Annotated in this window: 16 protein-coding genes and 2 tRNA genes; 10 read left to right on the top strand and 8 right to left on the bottom strand. The window is 73.3% G+C overall.

Annotated features, from left to right (window positions below; genetic code table 11):
- Window positions 1-91: 91 nt before the first annotated feature.
- From RCG67_RS04690 to tadA, 5 genes are all read right to left on the bottom strand, one after another.
- Complete coding sequence (locus RCG67_RS04690) at window positions 92-2,962, bottom strand: FAD-binding and (Fe-S)-binding domain-containing protein (protein ID WP_368825048.1); 2,871 nt, start codon at window positions 2,960-2,962, stop codon at window positions 92-94.
- Between the two features lie 84 nt (window positions 2,963-3,046).
- Entirely contained in the window at window positions 3,047-3,373 is a 327-nt protein-coding gene (locus RCG67_RS04685) for a 2Fe-2S iron-sulfur cluster-binding protein (RefSeq protein WP_058873908.1), read from the bottom strand.
- A gap of 124 nt (window positions 3,374-3,497) precedes the next feature.
- Complete coding sequence (locus RCG67_RS04680) at window positions 3,498-4,331, bottom strand: thioesterase family protein (protein ID WP_368825047.1); 834 nt, start codon at window positions 4,329-4,331, stop codon at window positions 3,498-3,500.
- Window positions 4,332-4,538: 207 nt separating this feature from the next.
- Window positions 4,539-4,628, bottom strand: a tRNA-Ser gene (locus RCG67_RS04675).
- 29 nt (window positions 4,629-4,657) lie between these two features.
- Window positions 4,658-5,197: a tRNA adenosine(34) deaminase TadA gene (tadA, locus tag RCG67_RS04670; RefSeq protein ID WP_058873910.1), complete on the bottom strand. Its 540-nt coding sequence runs from the start codon at window positions 5,195-5,197 to the stop codon at window positions 4,658-4,660.
- A gap of 89 nt (window positions 5,198-5,286) precedes the next feature.
- Here tadA and upp point away from each other — a divergent pair, with 89 nt between their 5' ends.
- From upp to RCG67_RS04645, 5 genes are all read left to right on the top strand, one after another.
- Window positions 5,287-5,922: a uracil phosphoribosyltransferase gene (upp, locus tag RCG67_RS04665; protein ID WP_058873911.1), complete on the top strand. Its 636-nt coding sequence runs from the start codon at window positions 5,287-5,289 to the stop codon at window positions 5,920-5,922.
- Between the two features lie 510 nt (window positions 5,923-6,432).
- Window positions 6,433-7,257, top strand: coding sequence for a winged helix-turn-helix domain-containing protein (locus RCG67_RS04660; protein WP_058873912.1), 825 nt, complete (start codon window positions 6,433-6,435; stop codon window positions 7,255-7,257).
- Between the two features lie 93 nt (window positions 7,258-7,350).
- Window positions 7,351-7,890, top strand: a complete 540-nt coding sequence (locus RCG67_RS04655; protein WP_058873913.1) for a SixA phosphatase family protein — start codon at window positions 7,351-7,353, stop codon at window positions 7,888-7,890.
- A 52-nt stretch (window positions 7,891-7,942) separates the two neighbouring features.
- Window positions 7,943-8,929 carry an aldo/keto reductase gene (locus RCG67_RS04650; RefSeq protein WP_368825046.1) on the top strand — a complete coding sequence of 329 codons (987 nt, stop codon included), beginning with the start codon at window positions 7,943-7,945 and terminating at the stop codon, window positions 8,927-8,929.
- A 12-nt stretch (window positions 8,930-8,941) separates the two neighbouring features.
- The gene (locus RCG67_RS04645) at window positions 8,942-10,120 is read left to right on the top strand and encodes an FAD-dependent monooxygenase (protein WP_058873915.1); all 1,179 of its coding nucleotides are present in this window, start codon (window positions 8,942-8,944) and stop codon (window positions 10,118-10,120) included.
- 101 nt (window positions 10,121-10,221) lie between these two features.
- Here the strand turns inward: RCG67_RS04645 and RCG67_RS04640 are convergent.
- A tRNA-Arg gene (locus RCG67_RS04640) sits at window positions 10,222-10,294 on the bottom strand.
- 300 nt (window positions 10,295-10,594) lie between these two features.
- Between RCG67_RS04640 and RCG67_RS04635 the strand changes: the two genes are divergently transcribed.
- From RCG67_RS04635 to RCG67_RS04625, 3 genes are all read left to right on the top strand, one after another.
- A complete protein-coding gene (locus RCG67_RS04635; protein ID WP_368825045.1) occupies window positions 10,595-12,460 on the top strand; it encodes a phosphoenolpyruvate carboxykinase (GTP) in 1,866 nt (621 codons plus the stop codon).
- 172 nt (window positions 12,461-12,632) lie between these two features.
- A complete protein-coding gene (locus RCG67_RS04630; protein WP_368825044.1) occupies window positions 12,633-13,118 on the top strand; it encodes an RrF2 family transcriptional regulator in 486 nt (161 codons plus the stop codon).
- A gap of 58 nt (window positions 13,119-13,176) precedes the next feature.
- On the top strand, window positions 13,177-14,364 hold the full coding sequence (locus tag RCG67_RS04625; RefSeq protein ID WP_368825043.1) for a globin domain-containing protein: 1,188 nt from the start codon (window positions 13,177-13,179) through the stop codon (window positions 14,362-14,364).
- Window positions 14,365-14,431: 67 nt separating this feature from the next.
- On the opposite strand, the gene RCG67_RS04620 is transcribed toward RCG67_RS04625, so the two are convergent.
- Window positions 14,432-15,832, bottom strand: coding sequence for a phosphomannomutase/phosphoglucomutase (locus tag RCG67_RS04620; protein WP_368825042.1), 1,401 nt, complete (start codon window positions 15,830-15,832; stop codon window positions 14,432-14,434).
- A gap of 73 nt (window positions 15,833-15,905) precedes the next feature.
- Here RCG67_RS04620 and manA point away from each other — a divergent pair, with 73 nt between their 5' ends.
- Window positions 15,906-17,006: a mannose-6-phosphate isomerase, class I gene (gene manA / locus RCG67_RS04615; RefSeq protein ID WP_368825041.1), complete on the top strand. Its 1,101-nt coding sequence runs from the start codon at window positions 15,906-15,908 to the stop codon at window positions 17,004-17,006.
- A 67-nt stretch (window positions 17,007-17,073) separates the two neighbouring features.
- On the opposite strand, the gene RCG67_RS04610 is transcribed toward manA, so the two are convergent.
- Window positions 17,074-18,024 carry a LysR family transcriptional regulator gene (locus tag RCG67_RS04610; RefSeq protein WP_368825040.1) on the bottom strand — a complete coding sequence of 317 codons (951 nt, stop codon included), beginning with the start codon at window positions 18,022-18,024 and terminating at the stop codon, window positions 17,074-17,076.
- A 220-nt stretch (window positions 18,025-18,244) separates the two neighbouring features.
- Here RCG67_RS04610 and RCG67_RS04605 point away from each other — a divergent pair, with 220 nt between their 5' ends.
- On the top strand, window positions 18,245-19,198 hold the full coding sequence (locus RCG67_RS04605; RefSeq protein WP_438612637.1) for an ABC transporter substrate-binding protein: 954 nt from the start codon (window positions 18,245-18,247) through the stop codon (window positions 19,196-19,198).
- Window positions 19,199-19,213 lie beyond the last annotated feature (15 nt).

Raw genomic sequence — 19,213 nt, 5'->3', positions numbered from 1 at the left:
GGTCCCGCCCGGGCCCCTCATTCTAGGCAGGGCCTCCGACACGGCGGCCGGAGGCGGCGCCGCCGGCCACCGGCGCCGGCGGCGGTGCGCGCTACCGCTCGCCGGGCTCCACCGGGGGCAGAGCCGCGCGCATCACCTCGGCGAGGTGGACACCGTCGGCGCCGGTGCCCTGGGCGATCTGGGTGCGGCACGAGAAGCCGTCGGCGAGCACGATCGTCCCGTCCGCGGCGGCCCGGATCGCGGGGAACAGCTCCCGCTCGCCGAGGGTCTGCGAGACCTCGTAGTGTCCGGGCTCGAACCCCCAGTTGCCCGCGAGCCCGCAGCACCCGCCGCCCACCACGGCGGTGTCCACGCCCAGCTTCGCGAGCACCTCGAGCTCCGGGCCGTAGCCGCTCATCGACTGCTGGTGGCAGTGGACCTGGCACACGGCGCCGGCGGGACCCGCCTCGGTGGCCAGCTGCCGGAACGGCCACGCGCCGCCCTCGGCCAGGTGGCGGGCCGCGAACGCACCGATCGTCGTCGTCAGCTCGGCCACGCGCCGGGCCCGGGGGTCGCCGGGGAGCAGCTCCGTGATCTCCTCCTGGAGCATGACCGTGCACGAGGGCTCGAGCCCGATGACCGGGTAGCCGGCCTCCAGCAGCGGCTCCATCACGTCGAGGGTCTCGCGCAGCACCTTCTGCGTCATGTCCAGCTGCCCGGTGGAGTGCCAGGTCAGCCCGCAGCAGACGTTGCCCATGGGCATCAGCACCCGGTAGCCCATGGCCTCGAGCACCTCCACGGCGGCCCGCCCGGGGGCGTCGGCGGAGAAGTTCGTGAACGTGTCGGGCCACAGCACCACGGTGGGCCGGCCGTCGGTGTCGTCACCGGGGCAGTGGGCGGCGGACCGGCGGCGGAACCAGCGGGTGAGCGGCTGCTCGGCGAAGGAGATCATCCGCCGCCTCGGCTCGATCCCGCCGAGCCGCTTGGTCAGCTCCTCGACGGCACGGTGGGACTCGAGGAGGTTGATCGCCCGGAAGGCGAAGGGCACCTTCTCGGCGATCCGCATCAGCAGCGGCATCCAGCCCATCGTGAAGTGGGCCATCGGCCGCCGGTCCCGGCCCAGGAACGAGAGCAGCCCGTGCCGGTAGTGGTGGTGCAGGAACTCCGCCTTGTAGGTCGCCATGTCCACGTTGACCGGGCACTCCGAGGCGCAGGCCTTGCAGGACAGGCACAGGTCGAGCGCCTCGAGGGTCTCCTTCGACTTCCAGCCGTCCGTGATGGACTCCCCGCGCAGCATCTCGGCGAGGGACCGGGCGCGGCCGCGGGTCGAGTGCACCTCGTCCCGGGTCGCCTGGAAGGACGGGCACATGGCCCCGACGTCGGAGCGGCACGCGCCCACGCCCACGCACCGGTTCACCGCGCTGGAGAACGAGCCGCCGTCACCGGAGAACGCGTGCACCGGCGTCAGGTCGAACGTCCGGGCGCCGGGCCCGGGCCGGATGCCCCGGTCGATGGGCTCGGGATCCACCAGCACGCCCGGGTTGAAGACGCCGTCCGGGTCGAAGACGGCCTTGAACTCCGCGAAGGAGGACAGCGCCTCGGGGGAGTAGATCGTGGCCAGCAGCTCGGAGCGGGCACGGCCGTCGCCGTGCTCGCCGGAGACCGAGCCGCCGTAGCGGTGCACCAGCTCCGCGGCGCGCTCGATGAACGTCCGGTAGGCCGCCACCCCGGCGTCGTCGGAGAAGTCGAAGGAGATGCGGATGTGCACGCAGCCCTCCCCGAAGTGCCCGAAGGGGATGCCGGTCAGGCCCAGCTCGTGCAGGAGGTCGTAGAGGTCGCGCAGGTACTCGCCCAGGCGCGCCGGCGGGACCGCGGAGTCCTCCCAGCCGGGCCAGGCCTCCCCGCCCTCGGGCAGGCGGGTCACGATGCCCGCACCGGCCTCGCGGATCCGCCAGAGGGCCCGCGCCTGCCCCGCGTCGGAGACGATCACGGAGTCCACGACGTTCTCCGGGACGAGCCCCGGCAGCGTGCGGGCGGCCGCCTCGGCCTCCTCGAGGGTGTCCGCGCCGACCTCGCAGTAGAGCCAGCCGCCGCCACGGGGCAGCTCCGAACCGGCGCGCTCCTGACCCTGCCGGGTGCGCAGGGCGTCGAGCAGGTCCGAGCCCATGCCCTCGATCGTGTAGACGCCGGGCACCCGCAGCTTCGGCGCCGCCGTGGCGGCCTCGAACGCGTCTTCGAAGCCCAGCACGGCCAGGGCCGTGTGGGCGGGCTTGCGGACCAGGCGGACCGTGAGCTCGGTGATGATCCCGCACGTGCCCTCCGTGCCGGCGAAGGCCTTGGCGGCGTCGAAGCCCTTCTCGCCGAGCAGGTAGTGCAGCCCGTAGCCGGAGACCTGGCGGGGGAACTGGCCGAGCTCGGTGCGCAGCATCGCCAGGTGCCGGTCGCGGATCCCGGTCAGGGCCCGGTCGATCCCCGGCTCGGAGGTGCCGCCCTCGCGCAGCTCGACCACCCGGCCGTCGGCGAGCATGACCTTCAGGGAGACCAGGTTGTCCGCCGAGGTGCCCCACGCCACGGAGTGGGAGCCGCACGCGTTGTTGGCGACCATCCCGCCGATCGTGGCCCGCGAGTGCGTCGAGGGGTCGGGGCCGTAGGTGAGGCCGAACTCGGACGCCGCGGTGCGCAGCTGGTCGCAGATCACGCCGGGCTCGATGGTGGCGGTCAGCGCCTCGGGGTCGATCGACAGGATCCGGTTGAAGTGCCGGGACGTGTCGATGACCAGTCCCTCGCCGATCGCGTTGCCCGCCACGGAGGTGCCCCCGCCGCGGGAGACCACCGGCCAGCCCCGCTCCCTCGCCAGGGCCAGCAGTTCGCGGACCTCCTCGACGCTGCGCGGCTCGGCCACCGCCTCGGGCAGCCGGCGGTAGATCGACGCGTCCGAGACGTAGGCGGCGCGGGTCGTGAGGTCGTCACGGATGTCGGTCATGGTCCACTTCCTGCGCCGCGCCGGCGGCGGTCCGTCCGGGATCTGGTCAGAGCTGGCGGGGTCGTCCCCGCGGGGACGGGCGGCTCACCACTCGGGGGCGATGGTGACCTCGGCGCCGTCGAGCTCCTCCGACCACTCGACCTGGCAGCTGAGCCGCGAGGTGTCGTGCCGGGTGTCGTCGAGCATGTCGAGGAGGTCCTCCTCCTCGTCGTTGATCTCGTTGGCCTTCGAGAAGGAGCCCTGGTCGAGGTAGGAGTGGCACGTGGAGCAGGACGCGTTGCCGCCGCAGGTGGCCAGGATCGGGTACTTGTGGCGGGTGAGGGCCTCCATGAGGCTCTCGTAGTCCTTCCACTCGACACCCTCGGTGCGGTTGCCCTCGCGGTCGATCACGGTGATGTTGATGCTGCTCACTTCGATGGCCTCCTCGGGGCGCGCTCGCCCCTGGTCTCGACGTCGGGAATCCCGCCCCATTGTACGGTCGCACGGCGGACGCCCCGGACGCCCCGGAGCCGGTGCCCGCCGGGACCGGGGCGGCTCAGCCGGAGACCGGCAGCGGCCGGATCGTCAGGGACTGGGCCACCTGGCCCAGGTAGCCGCCCTCGTCGTGCAGCGCGGACTCGGTGAGGCCCACGCCGGTCGCCCCGAAGGTGACGTGCGTGTCGAGGCCCACCCACGGGGAGACCGGTTCCCGGACCAGGTGCACGCTCAGGTCCACGTTGGGGAAGGCCATCTCGTCGGGGCCCACCCGCACGGCGATGCCGTTGGCGGCGTCCACGGCCGCCAGGAACCGTGCCGTGGTGGAGGACTCCTCCCCGGCGACGACGGCGTGCGGCGCGCGCAGCCACATGGCCGCCCGGCCGGGCCGGTGCTCGCGCACGGTGCGGCCCTCGAGGGACGCGATGTACCCGCCCGGCCACCGCCCGGTCATCGTGGTGGGCAGGGCGTCGGTCACCGGCGGCAGGGCCTCCCGGTGCGTGCCGGCGGAGCCCGCGGTCTCGCCCCGGAGCAGCCGCCACACGCTCAGCCGGATGCAGGAGCGGCCGCCGTGGCTCATCGTGGCTTCGACCAGCTCGATGGTCCGGCCCGGGCGGACCACCCGCGTGGTCACCTCGACCTCGCCGCCGGGGATGAAGCCGAGGATGTCGTAGGAGAAGCGCACGGGCAGCAGGTCCTGGCGGGGGTGGTCGGCCTCCACGGCGTGGGCGAGCAGCCCCGAGGCGGCGCCCATGTGCTGCTCGGCCTCGTTCCACGCGCCCTGCGAGTGCAGCGTCGAGCGGAACCGGGTGCCGTCCAGCCGCACGAAGTACGCGTCCGGGTACTCCTCCCCGTCCGTTCCCAGGTGTCCGACTGCCTGTGCCGACGTCGTCATGCTCCGCCTCTTCCGTCCGGGCCCGCCGCTCGGCGGGCGTGCTGATCGCCACCACGGTATCCGCTCCCGGCCCGCGCCCCGGCCTGCGGGGCCGGGTCCGGGGCGTCCGCGTGCTCCCGCGGGCGCACGAGGATCCCGGGGCCCGCGGGCGGCGTGGGCGGGCACGCGGAAGGCCCCGGGTCCCTCAGGACCCGGGGCCTTCCCGACTGGCGGTGACGGAGGGATTTGAACCCTCGTTGGCTCTTACACCAAACATCATTTCGAGTGATGCACCTTCGGCCGCTCGGACACGTCACCAGCTCGCAGTACTGTACCGGCTGGCGTGCTCAACCGCCAAAACCCGCGGAGCCGGCGGGGCCGGGGGCGGCCGGCCCGGCGCCGCCGCCGCGCCGGTGCCCCGCGAAGAAGTCGAGGAGCAGCCGGGAGCACTCGTCCTGCAGGACGCCGCCGGTCACCTCCACCCAGTGGTTGAGCCGCCGCTCCCGGAGCACGTCGAGGACGGAGCCGGCCGCCCCGGCCTTGTCGTCCCACGCGCCCAGCACCACCCGGGGCACCCGCGCCAGGACGATCCCGCCCGCGCACATGGCGCAGGGCTCGAGGGTCACCACGAGCGTGCAGCCGTCCAGCCGCCACGAGCCCAGGGTGCGGGCGGCCTCGCGCAGGGCCAGGATCTCGGCGTGGGCCGTGGGGTCGCCGTCGGCCTCCCGGCGGTTGCGGCCCCGCCCCACCACCGTTCCGTCCGGGCCGACGACGACGGCGCCGATCGGCACGTCCCCCGTCCCGAGCGCGGCCCGGGCCTCGGCGAGGGCCAGCCGCATCCAGGCCTCCGCCCGGGCCTCGGATCGGGTGCGCGGGGGCAGTGCCATGCGGGTCTCCTCCTGGGCGGATCCCCCTGGCGGGGGCGGGCCCGGCGAGGGGGCGGGGCGCCCCGGTGGCCCGGTGGTAATTTTGGTCCATGCGAGTGACCGTTCTCGACCACCCTCTGGTGGCACACAAACTGACCGTGCTCCGGGACAAGAACACCACGTCCCCGGTGTTCCGCCTGCTCGTGGAGGAGCTGGTGACGCTGCTCGCGTACGAGGCCACCCGGGGGGTCCGGGTGGAACCGGTGGAGATCGACACGCCGGTCACGCGCACCACGGGCGTGGGGCTGTCGAAGCCCCGGCCGCTGGTCGTGCCGATCCTCCGCGCCGGCCTGGGCATGCTCGAGGGCATGACCCGGCTGGTCCCCACGGCCGAGGTGGGCTTCCTGGGCATGGCCCGCAACGAGGACACCCTCGACATCATCACCTACGCCGAGCGGCTGCCCGACGACCTCACCGGGCGCCAGGTCTTCGTCCTGGACCCGATGCTGGCCACGGGCGGGACCCTGCGCGAGGCGATCAAGTTCCTCTACCGCCGCGGGGCCGAGCAGATCACGTGCGTGTGCCTCCTGGCCGCGCCCGAGGGCCTGGCCGCCCTCGAGGAGGAGCTCGGGGACTCGGAGGTCAACATCGTCCTGGCCGCGAGGGACGAACGGCTCGACGAGAACGCCTACATCGTCCCGGGCCTCGGGGACGCCGGGGACCGGCTCTACGGCGTGGTCGACTGACCGCCGTCCGCGAGAATCCGCGGACCAGGTGCGAGAAAAGGCCCGCCGGCCGCGTCGGCGGGCCTTTTTCACCCCCGCGACTTCCGTCCACATCGTGAGACAGGAGATCGGCGACCGGAGGCGTCTTGACAAGTGCCGCGCAACCTGCCAGCCGTGCGGAGTGCGGAACGAATCGGCCCAGATGTCTGATATCCCGGGGGAGATGCGCTGACCGGCGCCGCCGCCGCCGGCTGAAGGGGGTTCATTTTGGCGGAGAATCTGGACAGTAGCCGTTCTAATCTCACATCGTGAGATAGCGTCGTGAATGTTTCTTGCGGGATCGGTGAGGCTGGTGGACGATGAGAGCAACGCCACTGTCAGGGATTTTTCAGCTTCGCGGGGACCCTCCCCGGAACCACCACGGAGTGCGGGGATCCGGACGCCGGCAGTGGTGAGGCCGTTCCGAGGGGCGGTTCGACTCAGGCGGACGGAACCTCGTCCGCCGCACGACGGAAAGACGAGGGGCACCAGATGCCAGGCACACCGGGATACGTGCACATCTCCCAGCGCAACCGCGCGAGCGAAGCTCGTGCTGTCCGCGGTCCGGCCGCGGCCCCCGAGCGGGGGCAGACTGCCCCCGCGGACTACCGCAGCCTCCGGAACACGCTCGGCCCCATGCCGGCCGCCCCGGGGGAGGCGCCGCTCCCCACCCGCCTGCAGCGGGACACGGCGCCGCGTCCACAGGCCCAGGAGAACGAGGCGCGCGGCTTCGTGATCTACGTGGGTCTCAACGAGGAGACCGCGGCGGCCAGCGGCACGTCGCTGGTCAAGATGGTCCAGAGCATCCGGGCCTACGCCCAGCAGCTGGTCCCGCAGGCCGACTCCTACGCGGCGGTGGCCCTGGCCCCCGCCGACACCGCCGGCACCGACCTCGAGGTCGTCCGCAACGCCCTGGGGGACCCCACCTCGGGGGCCGTGCGGCCCGCGGCGCCCGCCGCGCCCGCGCCGGCGCCCGAGACGAAGACGAGCCAGTCCACCGGGGTGCTCATCGACCTCTCCCGCCGGGAGGTCTTCCTCGACGGCGGACTCCTGAACCTCACCTTCAAGGAGTTCGAGCTGCTGAACTACCTCGTGGAGAACGGCAGCCGGACCGTCGGGCGCCACGAGCTCCTGCACAGCCTGTGGCGCGACTCCGAGGAGGTGCCCAACGAGCGGACCATCGACGTGCACATCCGGCGCCTGCGCTCCAAGCTCGGCCGGCTCGCGAACACGGTGCGCACCGTCCGCGGCCAGGGCTATCGCTTCTACGAGCACCCCGAGGTCGTCGTGTGGGCGGCCCCCGAGTACTCGATCTGATCCGTCGCCGGTCCCGGCAGGTCCCGGCCCCTCCCGCAGCGCGGAGGCGCCGGGGCAGGTCCGTGCCCGGCGCTCGCGTGGCATCATGAACCGATGACCCGCCACGACCGGAAGAAGCTCGTCCTCATGCGGCACGCGGAGGCCGAGCACCCGTGGGGCGTGGCCGACCACGACCGCCCCCTGCACCGGGACGGGGCGACGGACGCCGCCGCCGCGGGACGCTGGCTGCTGGCCCACGGGCACGTGCCGGACATGATCCTGTGCTCGAGCGCCCTGCGCGCGCGCCAGACCTGCACGTGGGTGTGCAGCGAGCTCGGCGACCTCGCACCGACCGCCCGGCTCGACGAGTCCCTCTACGCGGCCCAGGACAGCCGGATCATCGCGGTGGTCAACCACGTGCCCGAGACCGTGGAGTCCCTGCTGGTCATCGGCCACCTGCCCGGTCTGCGCGACGCCGCCCTGCGCCTGGCCACCCCCGACTCCGACTACGACGCCGTCATGGCGCTCGCCGACGGCTGCCCCACCTCCGGCCTGGCGGTCCTGGAGGTCCCGGGCGCCTGGGCCGGACTGGACGGCGCCGACGCCCGCCTGGTGGACTTCACGGTGCCGCGCCCGTCCGCGGGGGACCGCTGACCGGCGGGCTCCGGCCGCCCGCGCGGCGGCCGGACCGACGAAGGAGCAAGGGATGCGACAGATCGAATTCACCCCGTCCGGGGACCGCGTGGGCGCGATCGGGTTCGGAGCCATGGGCCTGAGCTGGGTCTACGACCGGCACGGGCTGACCGAGCGGCGCAAGCACGAGGTCCTCGGGCTCGCGGTGGACCTCGGCATGAACGTGGTGGACACCGCGGTGCTCTACGGCGGGGGAGCGAACGAGGAGCTCGTCGGCGCCGCCCTCGGCGGGCGCCGCGACGAGGTCTTCCTCTGCTCCAAGACCGGTCTGCGCGCCGCCTCCCTCGACCCGCCCCGGACGGAGCGCTGCGGGCGGCCGGACGAGGTGCGCCGATCGGCCGAGGACAGCCTGCGCCGGCTGCGCACCGACGTGGTGGACCTCTACTACCTGCACCGCGTGGATCCCGACGTCCCCCTCGAGGAGGCGTGGGGCGCGATGGCCGAGCTCGTGACCGCCGGCAAGGTGCGCCACGTGGGGCTCTCCGAGGTCAGCACGGAGCAGGCCGACCGGGCGCACGCGATCCACCCGGTCGCGGCCGTCCAGTCGGAGTACTCCCTGTGGACCCGCAACCCCGACGGCTCGGGGCCCACCGCCGACGGGGACCCCTCCGGGGACGTCATCGGCTGGTGCGCCGAGCACGGGGCGGTGTTCGTGCCCTTCTCCCCGCTGGGCCGCGGCTACCTGGCCGGTGGCCTCGCGGGCCGGGAGTTCTCCGGCGCCGACTTCCGCTCGCGCAACCCCCGGTTCACGGCCGAGGCCATGGCCGCCAACGACGACGCCGTGCTCGCCCCCCTCCGCGAGGTCGCCCGCCGGCACGGGAGCACCTGCGCGGCGGTCGCGATCGCCTGGACCACGGCCCGGGGCGAGCACGTGCTGCCGATCCCCGGCACCACCGACCCCGGCCACCTGCGGGAGGACGCGGCGGCCGCGGAGCTGCGCCTGACGGCCGAGGACCTCGACCTGCTGGCCGGTGTCGTCGCCGTCGGCGACCGGTACTGAGCGGCGCGGGCCGTGCGCGCGGTCGTCTGCGGGGCGGGCATCGCGGGACTGGCCCTGGCCGGGTGCCTGGGCCGGCAGGGCTGGGACGTCGTCGTCCTGGAGCGGGCGCCGCGCCCGCGGGAGCAGGGCTACATGATGGACTTCTTCGGCCCCGGCTGGGACGCAGCCGAGGCGATGGGCGTGCTGCCCGCGGTCCGGGAGCTCGGCTACACGGTGGACCGGCTCAGCTACGTGGACGAGCACGGCCGCGACCGGGCCGGCCTGCCGTTCGCCCGGTTCGCCCGCGCCCTCGACGGGCACCTCGTCAGCGTGATGCGCCCCGACCTCGAACAGGTGCTCCGCGAGCACGCGCGAGGTGTGGCGGAGCTCCGCTTCGGACGGCGCGTCGTCGGCGTGCGGCAGCGTCCCGGCGGGGCCGGCGCGGTGCTCGACGACGGCACCGTGCTCGACGCCGATCTGGTCGTGGGCGCCGACGGGGTGCACTCGGCGGTGCGGCGCTCGGCGTTCGGGCCCGAGCAGCGCTACCGCCGCTGGCTCGGCCTGCACACGGCGGCGTACGTGTTCGAGGACCCGGAGTCGTACCGGCGGATCGGCAGCCGCTTCTGCCTCACGGACAGCATCGACCGGGCCATGGGCTTCTACGGGCTGCGCGACGGGCGCGTGGCCGCCTTCGCCGTGCACCGGACCGCCGCGCCGGCCCTGCCGGCCGCGCCCCGCGAGGCCCTGCGCGCCGTCCACGGCTCGCTCGGCTGGATCGCGCCCCGCGCGCTGGCGGCCTGCCCCGCCGCGGACCGGCTCTACTACGACGCGGTGACGCAGATCGAGGTGCCGCGGTGGAGCAGCGGCCGGGCGGTGCTGCTCGGGGACTCGGGCCAGGCGGTGTCCCTGCTGGGCGGCCAGGGCGCGTCCCTGGGGATCGCCGGGGCGTGGCTGCTCGCCGAACGGCTCGCCCGCGCGGCATCGGTCGACGAGGCGCTGGCGGACTGGGAGCGGGCCTGGCGGCCGGTCGTGGCCGAGAAGCAGCGCGTGGCCCGCGGCGGGGCGCAGTGGTTCCTGCCGTCCTCCCGGGCGCGCCGGCAGGCGCGGCGCCTGGCGCTGCGCCTGGCCGCCCTGCCCGGGCTCGACTCCGTGGTGACCCGCGGTCTCGTGGGGCGTGCCGGGGGCGACATCCACGCCCTCGCCGCGGCCTGAGCCCTCCGTCACCCGAGCTCGCCCGGGCCCGCCCGGCCGGAACCGGGCACGAAAAAGCCCCTCACCGGCGTTTCCGCTGGTGAGGGGCTCCTCGGCTGGAGTGCGCCCGAAGGGATTCGAACCCCCAACCTTCTGATCCGTAGTCAGATGCTCTATCCGTTGAGCTACAGGCGCATCGGCGTCCCGGCGTCACCGCCGTTCAAGCCGGACACAACTCTACATGTGGCCTCCGGCTGCGCAAAATCCACCGGTGCCCGGCCGGACGCCCGGCGCGACGGGCCGCGGCGCGCGTAACCCTGCTGGGGCGAGGCGGGGCCGGGACGATAGGATGGGCCCACATCACAGTAGAGACCGGCCGCCCACCTCCACGCCGCTCACTGTGGGCCCGGTGACACCGGGTCGAGTGTTCGACGACGAGCACCACCACGAGAGCCCCGGGCGGTCGGCGGACGGCCTCAACGAGGAGACATGTCAATGGCTGACAACCCCACTGCAACGACGGAGACCACCGGGCTGAACGAGGCTGTGAAGGGCGCTCTGGACAACGCGCCCACCACCCACGCGCACCTCCTCTCGTGGGTGCGGGAGATGGCGGAGCTGACCCAGCCGGACCGCATCCACTGGGTGGACGGCTCGGAGGCCGAGTGGACGCAGCTCACCGACGAGCTCGTGGACGCCGGCACCTTCGTCCGCCTGGACGAGACCAAGTTCCCCAACTCCTTCGCCGCGTTCTCCGACCCGGACGACGTCGCCCGCGTCGAGGAGCGGACCTTCATCTGCACCAAGACCGAGAAGGGCGCGGGTCCCACCAACAACTGGGAGGACCCGGAGGTGATGAAGGGCACCCTGCGCAAGAAGTTCCGCGGCGCCATGCGCGGGCGAACCATGTACGTCATCCCCTTCGTCATGGGCCACCTGGAGGCCGCGAGGCCGAGCTACGGCGTGGAGATCACCGACTCCGCCTACGTGGTGTGCTCCATGCGGATCATGGCGACCATCGGCACGCCCGTGCTGGAGAAGATGACCGAGCAGAACGGGTTCTTCGTCGAGTGCCTGCACTCCTTGGGCGCCCCGCTGGCCCCGGGCGAGGAGGACGTGCCCTGGCCCTGCAACCCGTCCAAGTACATCGTGCACTTCCCCGAGGACCGGGCCATCTGGTCCTTCGGCTCCGGCTACGGGGGCAACGCGCTGCTCGGCAAGAAGTGCTACGCCCTGCGCATCGCCTCCGCCATCGCCCACGACGAGGGCTGGCTGGCCGAGCACATGCTCATCCTCAAGATCACGAACCCCGAGGGCCGGAGCCGCTTCATCTCGGCGGCCTTCCCCTCGGCCTGCGGCAAGACCAACTTCGCGATGCTCGAGCCCACCCTCGAGGGCTGGAAGGCCGAGATGGTCGGCGACGACATCGCCTGGATCCGCTTCGGCAAGGACGGGCAGGCCCGGGTGACCAACCCGGAGGCCGGCCTGTTCGGCGTGGCCCCGGGCACGGGGTGGCCCACCAACCCCAACGCCATGCGCGCCATCGCCCGGGGCAGCACGATCTTCACCAATGTGGCGCTGACCGACGACGGCGGCGTCTGGTGGGAGGGCATGACGGACGAGACGCCCGAGCACCTGACGGACTGGAAGGGCCGCGACTGGACCCCGGAGAGCGGCCGTCCCGCCGCGCACCCGAACTCGCGCTTCTGCACCCCCATCAAGCAGGCCGACATCCTCGCCCCCGAGTACGACGACCCCGAGGGCGTGCCGCTGTCCGCGATCGTCTTCGGCGGCCGCCGCAAGACCACCGTCCCGCTCGTCTCGCAGTCCTTCGGCTGGGAGCACGGCGTCTTCCAGGGCGCCACGCTCTCCTCGGAGACCACGGCCGCCGCGAAGGGCGCCGTCGGCGTGGTCCGGCGCGACCCCATGGCGATGCTCCCGTTCATCGGCTACAACGCCAACGACTACCTGGAGCACTGGGTCGAGGTCGGCGAGCGCATCGGCGAGGACGAGATGCCCAAGGTCTTCTACGTCAACTGGTTCCGCCGCACCCCGAGCGGGGGCTTCGCCTGGCCGGGCTTCGGCGAGAACTCCCGCGTGGTCAAGTGGATCTTCGACCGGCTCGAGGGCACGGCGGGCGGCCGGGAGACCCCGATCGGCACCGTGCCCACCAAGGACGACCTCGACCTCACGGGCCTGGACGTCTCCGACGACGAGCTCGAGGCCGCCCTCAAGGTCGACGTCGGGGAGTGGAAGGCCGAGCTGCCCAGCATCGACGAGTGGTTCCAGCGGCTCGGCCACGTGCCCGAGCCCATCCTCGAGCAGCGCGCGGGGCTGGAGGACCGCCTGAACCAGGCCTGATCCCGGTCCGGGCCGCAGCGACCCGGACCCGGACGCGGACGAGGGGTCTCCCGGACGGGAGGCCCCTCGTCCGCGTCCGGGGACCGCGTGGGACAATGGAGGCGTTCCCGCGGACGGCCGGGGCGCACCAGGACTGGGAAGGAGCCGCCATGAGCGAGCGGAGGACCCGGACGTGCGGCTGACGGCCTTCTCGGACATCGCCCTGCGCGTCCTGCTGCTGACGGGAGCCGTCCCCGAGGGGGAGAAGCTCACCACGCGCGCCATCGCCGAGGGCGTGGGCGCCCCCTACCACCACGTGACCAAGACCGTGGGCCGGCTCAGCGGGCTCGGCCTGCTCGCCTCGAGCCGCGGCCGCACCGGCGGGGTGTCGATCACCCCCGCCGGCCTGGACGCCTCCGTCGGCTCGCTCCTGCGCGAGCTCGAGGCCGGCTCGGCGATGGTCGAGTGCGAGTCGGCCGGCGGGGACTGCCCCCTGGACCACGGCTGTCGGCTGCGCCGCGCCCTCGCCGACGCCCGGGAGGCCTTCTACGGCGCGCTCGACGACGTGCGCGTGCGGGACCTCGTGAGCGAGCGCCAGGTGGGTCCGGTGCTGGTGTCCATCGGGCTGCGCCCGCCCGAACCGCCGGGCGGCGCGGCGGGCGGAGCGCCGATTCCGTAATCCGGCATTTCAGATGATAGTTTGGGGATGTCACCCACAGGCACCCCAGGAGGCAACCGTGCTGTCCGACCAGTCCCGTCCCGTCATCGAGCAGACCATCGGCGTCGTCGCCGAGCGCATCCCGTTCATCACCCCCGAGTTCTACCGGTCCATGTTCGAGGCGCGCCCCGATCTGCTGGACGGCATGTTCAGCCGCTCCAACCAGAAGAACGGGACCCAGGCCCAGGCCCTCGCGGGCTCCATCGCGATGTTCGCCTCGTGGCTGCTGTCCCACCCCGAGGGCTACCCGGACGAGCTGCTCTCCCGCGTGGCGCACAAGCACGCGTCCCTGGGCGTGCTCCCCGAGCACTACCCGATCGTCCACGAGCACCTGTTCGGCGCGATCGCCCGGGACCTCGGCGACGCCGCGACGCCCGAGGTCGTGGCGGCCTGGGACGAGGTGTACTGGCTGATGGCCGACGCCCTCATCAAGATCGAGGAGGGCCTCTACGCGGGCCGGGCCAACACCGTGGTGTTCGCCCCGTACCGGGTCGCGGCCAAGGAGCGGACCGGGACCACGACCACGGCGATCACTCTCGAGCCCGCCGACGACACCCCGATGACGCCCGCGGAGCCCGGCCAGTACGTGACCGTCGAGGTCCGGATGCCCGACGGCGTGGAGCAGCCGCGGCAGTTCACGCTGGTGCCGGGTCCCGAGGGCACGCGCCGGATCGCGGTCCGCCTCGACGAGCGCGGCGAGGTCACCCCGGTCCTCCACCACGACGTGCAGGTGGGCGACGTCCTGCGGGTCTCCAACCCCTACGGGGACGTGGTGCTCCCGGACGGGGACGGGCCCCTCGTGCTGGCCTCCGCCGGCATCGGCGTCACCCCCATGCTCGCGTTCCTGGACCGGCTGGTCCGCCAGGAGTCGCAGCGCCAGGTCCTCGTGCTGCACGCCGACCGCTCGGCCGCGACCTGGCCGCTGCGCGAGCTGCACGAGATGCTGGTCGCCGAGCTGCCCTCCGCCCGCCTGGAGACCTGGATGGAGACCCCGGGCGAGGGCGACCACGACGGGTTCATGGACCTCGACGCCGTGCCGGTCCCGTCCGACGCCCAGGTGGTGCTCTGCGGCCCGCTGCCCTTCATGAAGGCCGTCCGCTCCGCGGTGATCGCCCAGGGCGTCCCGGGCCGCAACGTGGCCTACGAGATCCTGGGCCCGGACCAGTGGATGCTCCACGACGAGGCGCGCGAGACCGCCGCGGTCTGAGGCGCCCGCAGCGCACGGGGCCCCGCCGGACGAGCTGTCCGGCGGGGCCCCGTGCGTTCTGGAGGCGTCAGGCGCGCACGATCCCCAGCACCCGGTCCCGGACCCGCTCCATGGTCCGCCGGTCCTTCGCCTCGACGTTGAGACGCAGGAACGGCTCGGTGTTGGAGGGGCGCAGGTTGAACCACCAGCCCTCGTCCGGGCGGCTGAGCGTGGTGCCGTCCAGCTCCTCCACGGTCACGTCCCGGCCGGCCAGGGCGTCCACGACCCGCCGGACGGCGCCGGCCTTGTCCTCGACCGTGGAGTTGATCTCCCCCGACGCCGCGTAGGGGTCGTACTGGTGCATCAGCTCGCTCAGCGGCCGGTCCTGCTCGCCCAGGGCGGCCAGGAGGTGCATCGCGGCGAGCATGCCGGTGTCCGCGTTGAAGAAGTCCTTGAAGTAGTAGTGGGCGGAGTGCTCGCCGCCGAACACGGCGCCCTCCTCGGCCATGACGGCCTTGATGAACGAGTGGCCCACCCGGGTGCGCACGGGGCGCCCGCCCCGTGCGGTGACCAGCTCGGGGACGGCGCGCGAGGTGATGAGGTTGTGGATGATCACCGGCTGCTCGACGCCCTCCGCCCGGGCGCGGTCGATCTCGCGCTCGGCGACCAGTGCGGTGACGGCGGACGGCGAGACGGCCCCGCCCTGCTCGTCGACCACGAAGCAGCGGTCGGCGTCGCCGTCGAACGCGACGCCCAGGTCCGCGCCGTGCTCGCGCACGGCGCGCTGGAGGTCCACGAGGTTCTCGGGCTCGAGCGGATTGGCGGGGTGGTTGGGGAACGTGCCGTCCAGCTCGAAGTACAGGGGCACGATCTCCAGCGGCAGCGCCTCCAGCACGGCGTCCCCCAGCACCGCGGGGGTGGTCAGCCCGGCCATCCCGTTTCCGGCGTCGACCACCACCTTGAGCGGCCGGGTCCCGGAGAGGTCCACGAGGGAGCGCAGGTACTCCGCGTAGCCGGCCAGGACGTCCCGCTCGGTGACCGCGCCGGGCGCGGGGGCCTCCGGGACGGCGCCCTCGTCGAGATAGCGCTGGGCGAGGTCGCGGATGTCGTAGAGCCCGGTCTCGGAGGAGACCGGGACGGCGCCGGCCTTCGACATCTTCATGCCGTTGTACTCGGCGGGGTTGTGGCTCGCCGTGAAGGTCACCCCGGCGGCGTCGAAGGTCCCGCACGCGTAGTACAGCTCGTCGGTGGAGATCAGCCCGATCTTCACGACGTCCGCGCCGCGGCGCACGGCGCCCTCCGCGAAGGCGTCCACGAACTCCGGTGAGGAGGGGCGCATGTCCCCGCCCACCAGGACCGTCAGGCCGGCGAGGCCCAGGACGTCCACGAACGCGGCGCCCGTGGCCCGGACCGTCTCCGCGGTGATGGACTCGCCCACGATGCCGCGGACGTCGTAGGCCTTGAAGGAAGCTGAGAGATCGATAGTCACAAGGGGTGATCTTAGGCCACGGCCGCTCCCGGGCGCCGCGGGGCGCGGGCGGTCCTGTGATTGGATGACGAGCATGGTCGAGATCCTCCGCATGCGCAACCCGGTCCAGCACTATGCCTGGGGCTCCCGCGAGGTGCTCGCCCGGCTCCAGGGCAGGCCCGTCCCGAGCGATGAGCCCGAGGCCGAGCTGTGGGTCGGCGGGCACCCCGCCGCGCCCTCGACGGTGGTGCGGGACGGCCGGGACGAGCCGCTGGAGGGCCTGCCGTTCCTGCTCAAGATCCTGGCCATCGACGCCCCGCTGTCCCTCCAGGTCCACCCCTCGCCCGAGCAGGCGGCGGCCGGCTTCGAGCGCGAGCAGCGGGCGGGGATCCCGCTCGACGACCCGCGGCGCAACTACAAGGACCGCTCCGCCAAGCCCGAGACCGTGGTGGCCCTCACCGGTGTGGAGCTGCTCACGGGCGTCCGGTCCGCGGAGCAGCTGCGCGCCACGGCCGAGCGGCTGGGACTGGACTGGCTGCGCGAGGTCGCCGGCGGCGGGCGCCCCGTCCTGCCGTCCGTGCTGACGATGGACGAGGACGCCGCCGCGGCCGCCGTGCGGGCCACCGTCGCCGCGGCCCGCGCCGCGGACCCGGAGGACCCCGTGGCCGCCGTGGTCCGCTACGTGCAGGACCGGCACCCGGACGACCGCGGGCTGCTGGTCGCGGTGTGCATGAACCACGTCCGACTCGCCCCCGGCCAGTCCCTGCACACCCCGGCCGGGCAGCTCCACGCCTACCTGTCCGGAACGGCGATCGAGGTGATGAGCTCGTCGGACAACGTCCTGCGCGCCGGGCTGACGGGCAAGCACGTGGACGTGGCCGAGCTGCTCGCCGTGCTGGCCGACGAGCAGGCGGAACCGGAGGTCGTGGAGCCCGCCGCCGACGAGCACGGCCGCCGCGTCTACCCCCTGTGGGACGAGCGGTTGTCGCTGACCGCCCACGAGCTCGTGCCGGGACGGTCCGTCCCGGTCGAGCTGCGGGGCACCGCGGTCCTGCTGAGCACGGGGGGCCGGGTGCTGGTGCGCGCCGCGGACCGGGAGTGGGAGCTGGGCGGCGGGGAGTCGCTGCTGCACCGGGGCGGCGGCGCCGTGGAGCTGTCCGGCGACGGCCGGGTGTTCACGGTCTCCTGCCGCTGAGCCGCGCCGCCGCACCGCGGGAGCAGTGGGGACCGGGGTCGCGGCCCGCCGGAGTCCGCCGTCCTCCTCAGGGGCGGCGGCCGTGCCGGGGCACGGGGCGCAGCGGCGCCGACGGGTCCGGGGAGACGGACGCCCGCATCGTGTCCACGATCAGCTGCGCGAACCACCGCTGCGCGGGCCGCTGGTGGCCGGGCTCACGGGTGTAGACGGCCAGCTGCAGGACCGGCATCTCGACGGGGTGCGGGAAGACGCGGATCCCGGCCGCCTCCACGAGCGTCTCGGCGAGATACCGCGGCAGCACCGCGAGGCAGTCGGTGCGCTCCACGACGGAGACCAGGCCCGTGAAGTGGGACAGCCGCAGGGCCGTGCTGCCCGGGGCGCCCGCCCGCTCCGCCGCGACCTCGGCGAGCTCGTGGCCCATCGAGGGGGCGAGCCGGATCCGGGGCTCCGCCGCGAACTGCTCCAGCGTGAGCTGCTCCCGGACGCGCGGGTGGCCGCGGGCGGCGATCACCACGTACTCGTCCGTGCCGATGACCGTCCGCACGATGTCGGCGCCGCCGATGTACGGGGCGCAGATCGCGGCGTCCACCCGGTTGCGCAGCAGGTCCTCCGGGACGTGCTCCACGTCCAGGGGCAGCACGGTCAGCTCCACGCCCGGCGCCTGCTCCCGCAGGGCCGTCATCACGGACGGCAGGAACGCCAGCTCCCCCAGGTCGGTCAGGGCCAGGGTGAAGCGCTCGCGGGCGCTCGCCGGATCGAACCGGCCGCCGGAGGAGACGGCCGCCGTCACCTGCGCGATCCCCGCCTTCACCTGGGGGAAGATGCTCCGCGCGAACGGGGTGGGGCTCAGGCCCCGGCCCTCCCGGACGAAGAGCTGGTCGTTGCACTGCCGGCGCAGGTTCTTCAGGGCGTGGCTCACCGTCGGCTGGGTGAGGTGCAGCTCGGCGGCGGCCCGCGTGGCGCTGCCCTGCTCGTAGACCGTGCAGAACACGCGCATCAGGTTCAGGTCCAGCTCCACGGGGACGCTCCTCGGTCGGTGGCTCATAGACGTCATGTATCGGTCCATCGACAAGATGTACTGGTTTGTGAATGCTACGCCACTAGAGTGATCTCTATCACAGCCCGGGTCCGCCGGGTCCCACAGCGCGGTGCGGACGGCGGGCCCGGCACCGACCACGGGCGTCAGCACCGGACCGACGTCAGCACCGACATCACCACAGAGAACACAGGGAGGCATGATGCGGCGTCCGCTCATGAGCTTGGGAGCAGCAGGATCCGTACTGGCGCTGGCCGCGTGCGGCGGCGACGGCGGCGGGGGCGCCGAGGGGGAGATGCAGGACGTCACCGTGGGCGTCATCCCCATCGTCGACACGGCCGCCATCTGGCTGGGCGAGGAGCAGGGCTTCTTCGAGGAGGAGGGCATCAACCTCGACATCCAGACCACCACCGGTGGTGCCGCCGCCGTGCCCGGCGTGGTCAGCGGGGACTTCGACTTCGCCTTCGGCAACACCCTGTCCGTGATGGTCGCCCAGGACGAGGGGCTGGACATCCGCTTCGTCACCAACGGCACGACGACCTCCGGCGACGCCGAGCGCGACTTCAGCGCCGTGGTGGTTCCCGCCGACTCGGACATCCAGGGGCCGGAGGACCTGGCGGGCAAGACCGTGTCGGTGAACAACCTCAACAACATCGGCGACACCACGATCCGCCACGTCGTGGAGCAGGCCGGCGGCGACCCCGACTCCATCGAGTTCGTGGAGGTCGGCTTCCCGGACGCCCCGGCGGCCCTCGACCGCGGCCAGGTGGACGCCGCCTGGATCCTGGACCCGTTCCTCACCCAGGTCCTCGACGAGGGCGCCCGCGCGGTGTCCTACAACTTCGTGGAGTTCGACCCGGAGCTCGACATCGCCGGCTACTTCACGACGGCGCAGCGGATCGAGGAGGACCCGGAGCTCGTCGAGAGCTTCCAGAACGCCATGAACCGGTCCCTCGAGTACGCGAACGAGAACCCGGACGAGGTCCGCGAGATCGTGGGGACCTACACGGAGATCAGCGACGAGCTGCGCGAGAAGATGGCCCTGCCCCGCTACCGGACCGAGTTCGACCGGGAGTCGTTCCAGAAGCTGGGCAGCGCCGCCGTGGAGTACGGCTCGCTGAACAACGAGCCCGACCTGGACAGGCTCCTGCCGTAGCGCAGGAGCACGGAC

It is taken from the genome of Kocuria cellulosilytica, from assembly GCF_040981245.1.
Taxonomy (GTDB): Bacteria; Actinomycetota; Actinomycetes; order Actinomycetales; family Micrococcaceae; genus Kocuria; species Kocuria cellulosilytica.
The sequence above is the reverse complement of the archived record's forward strand: the minus strand, read 5'-3'. Positions and strand labels throughout refer to the sequence as shown.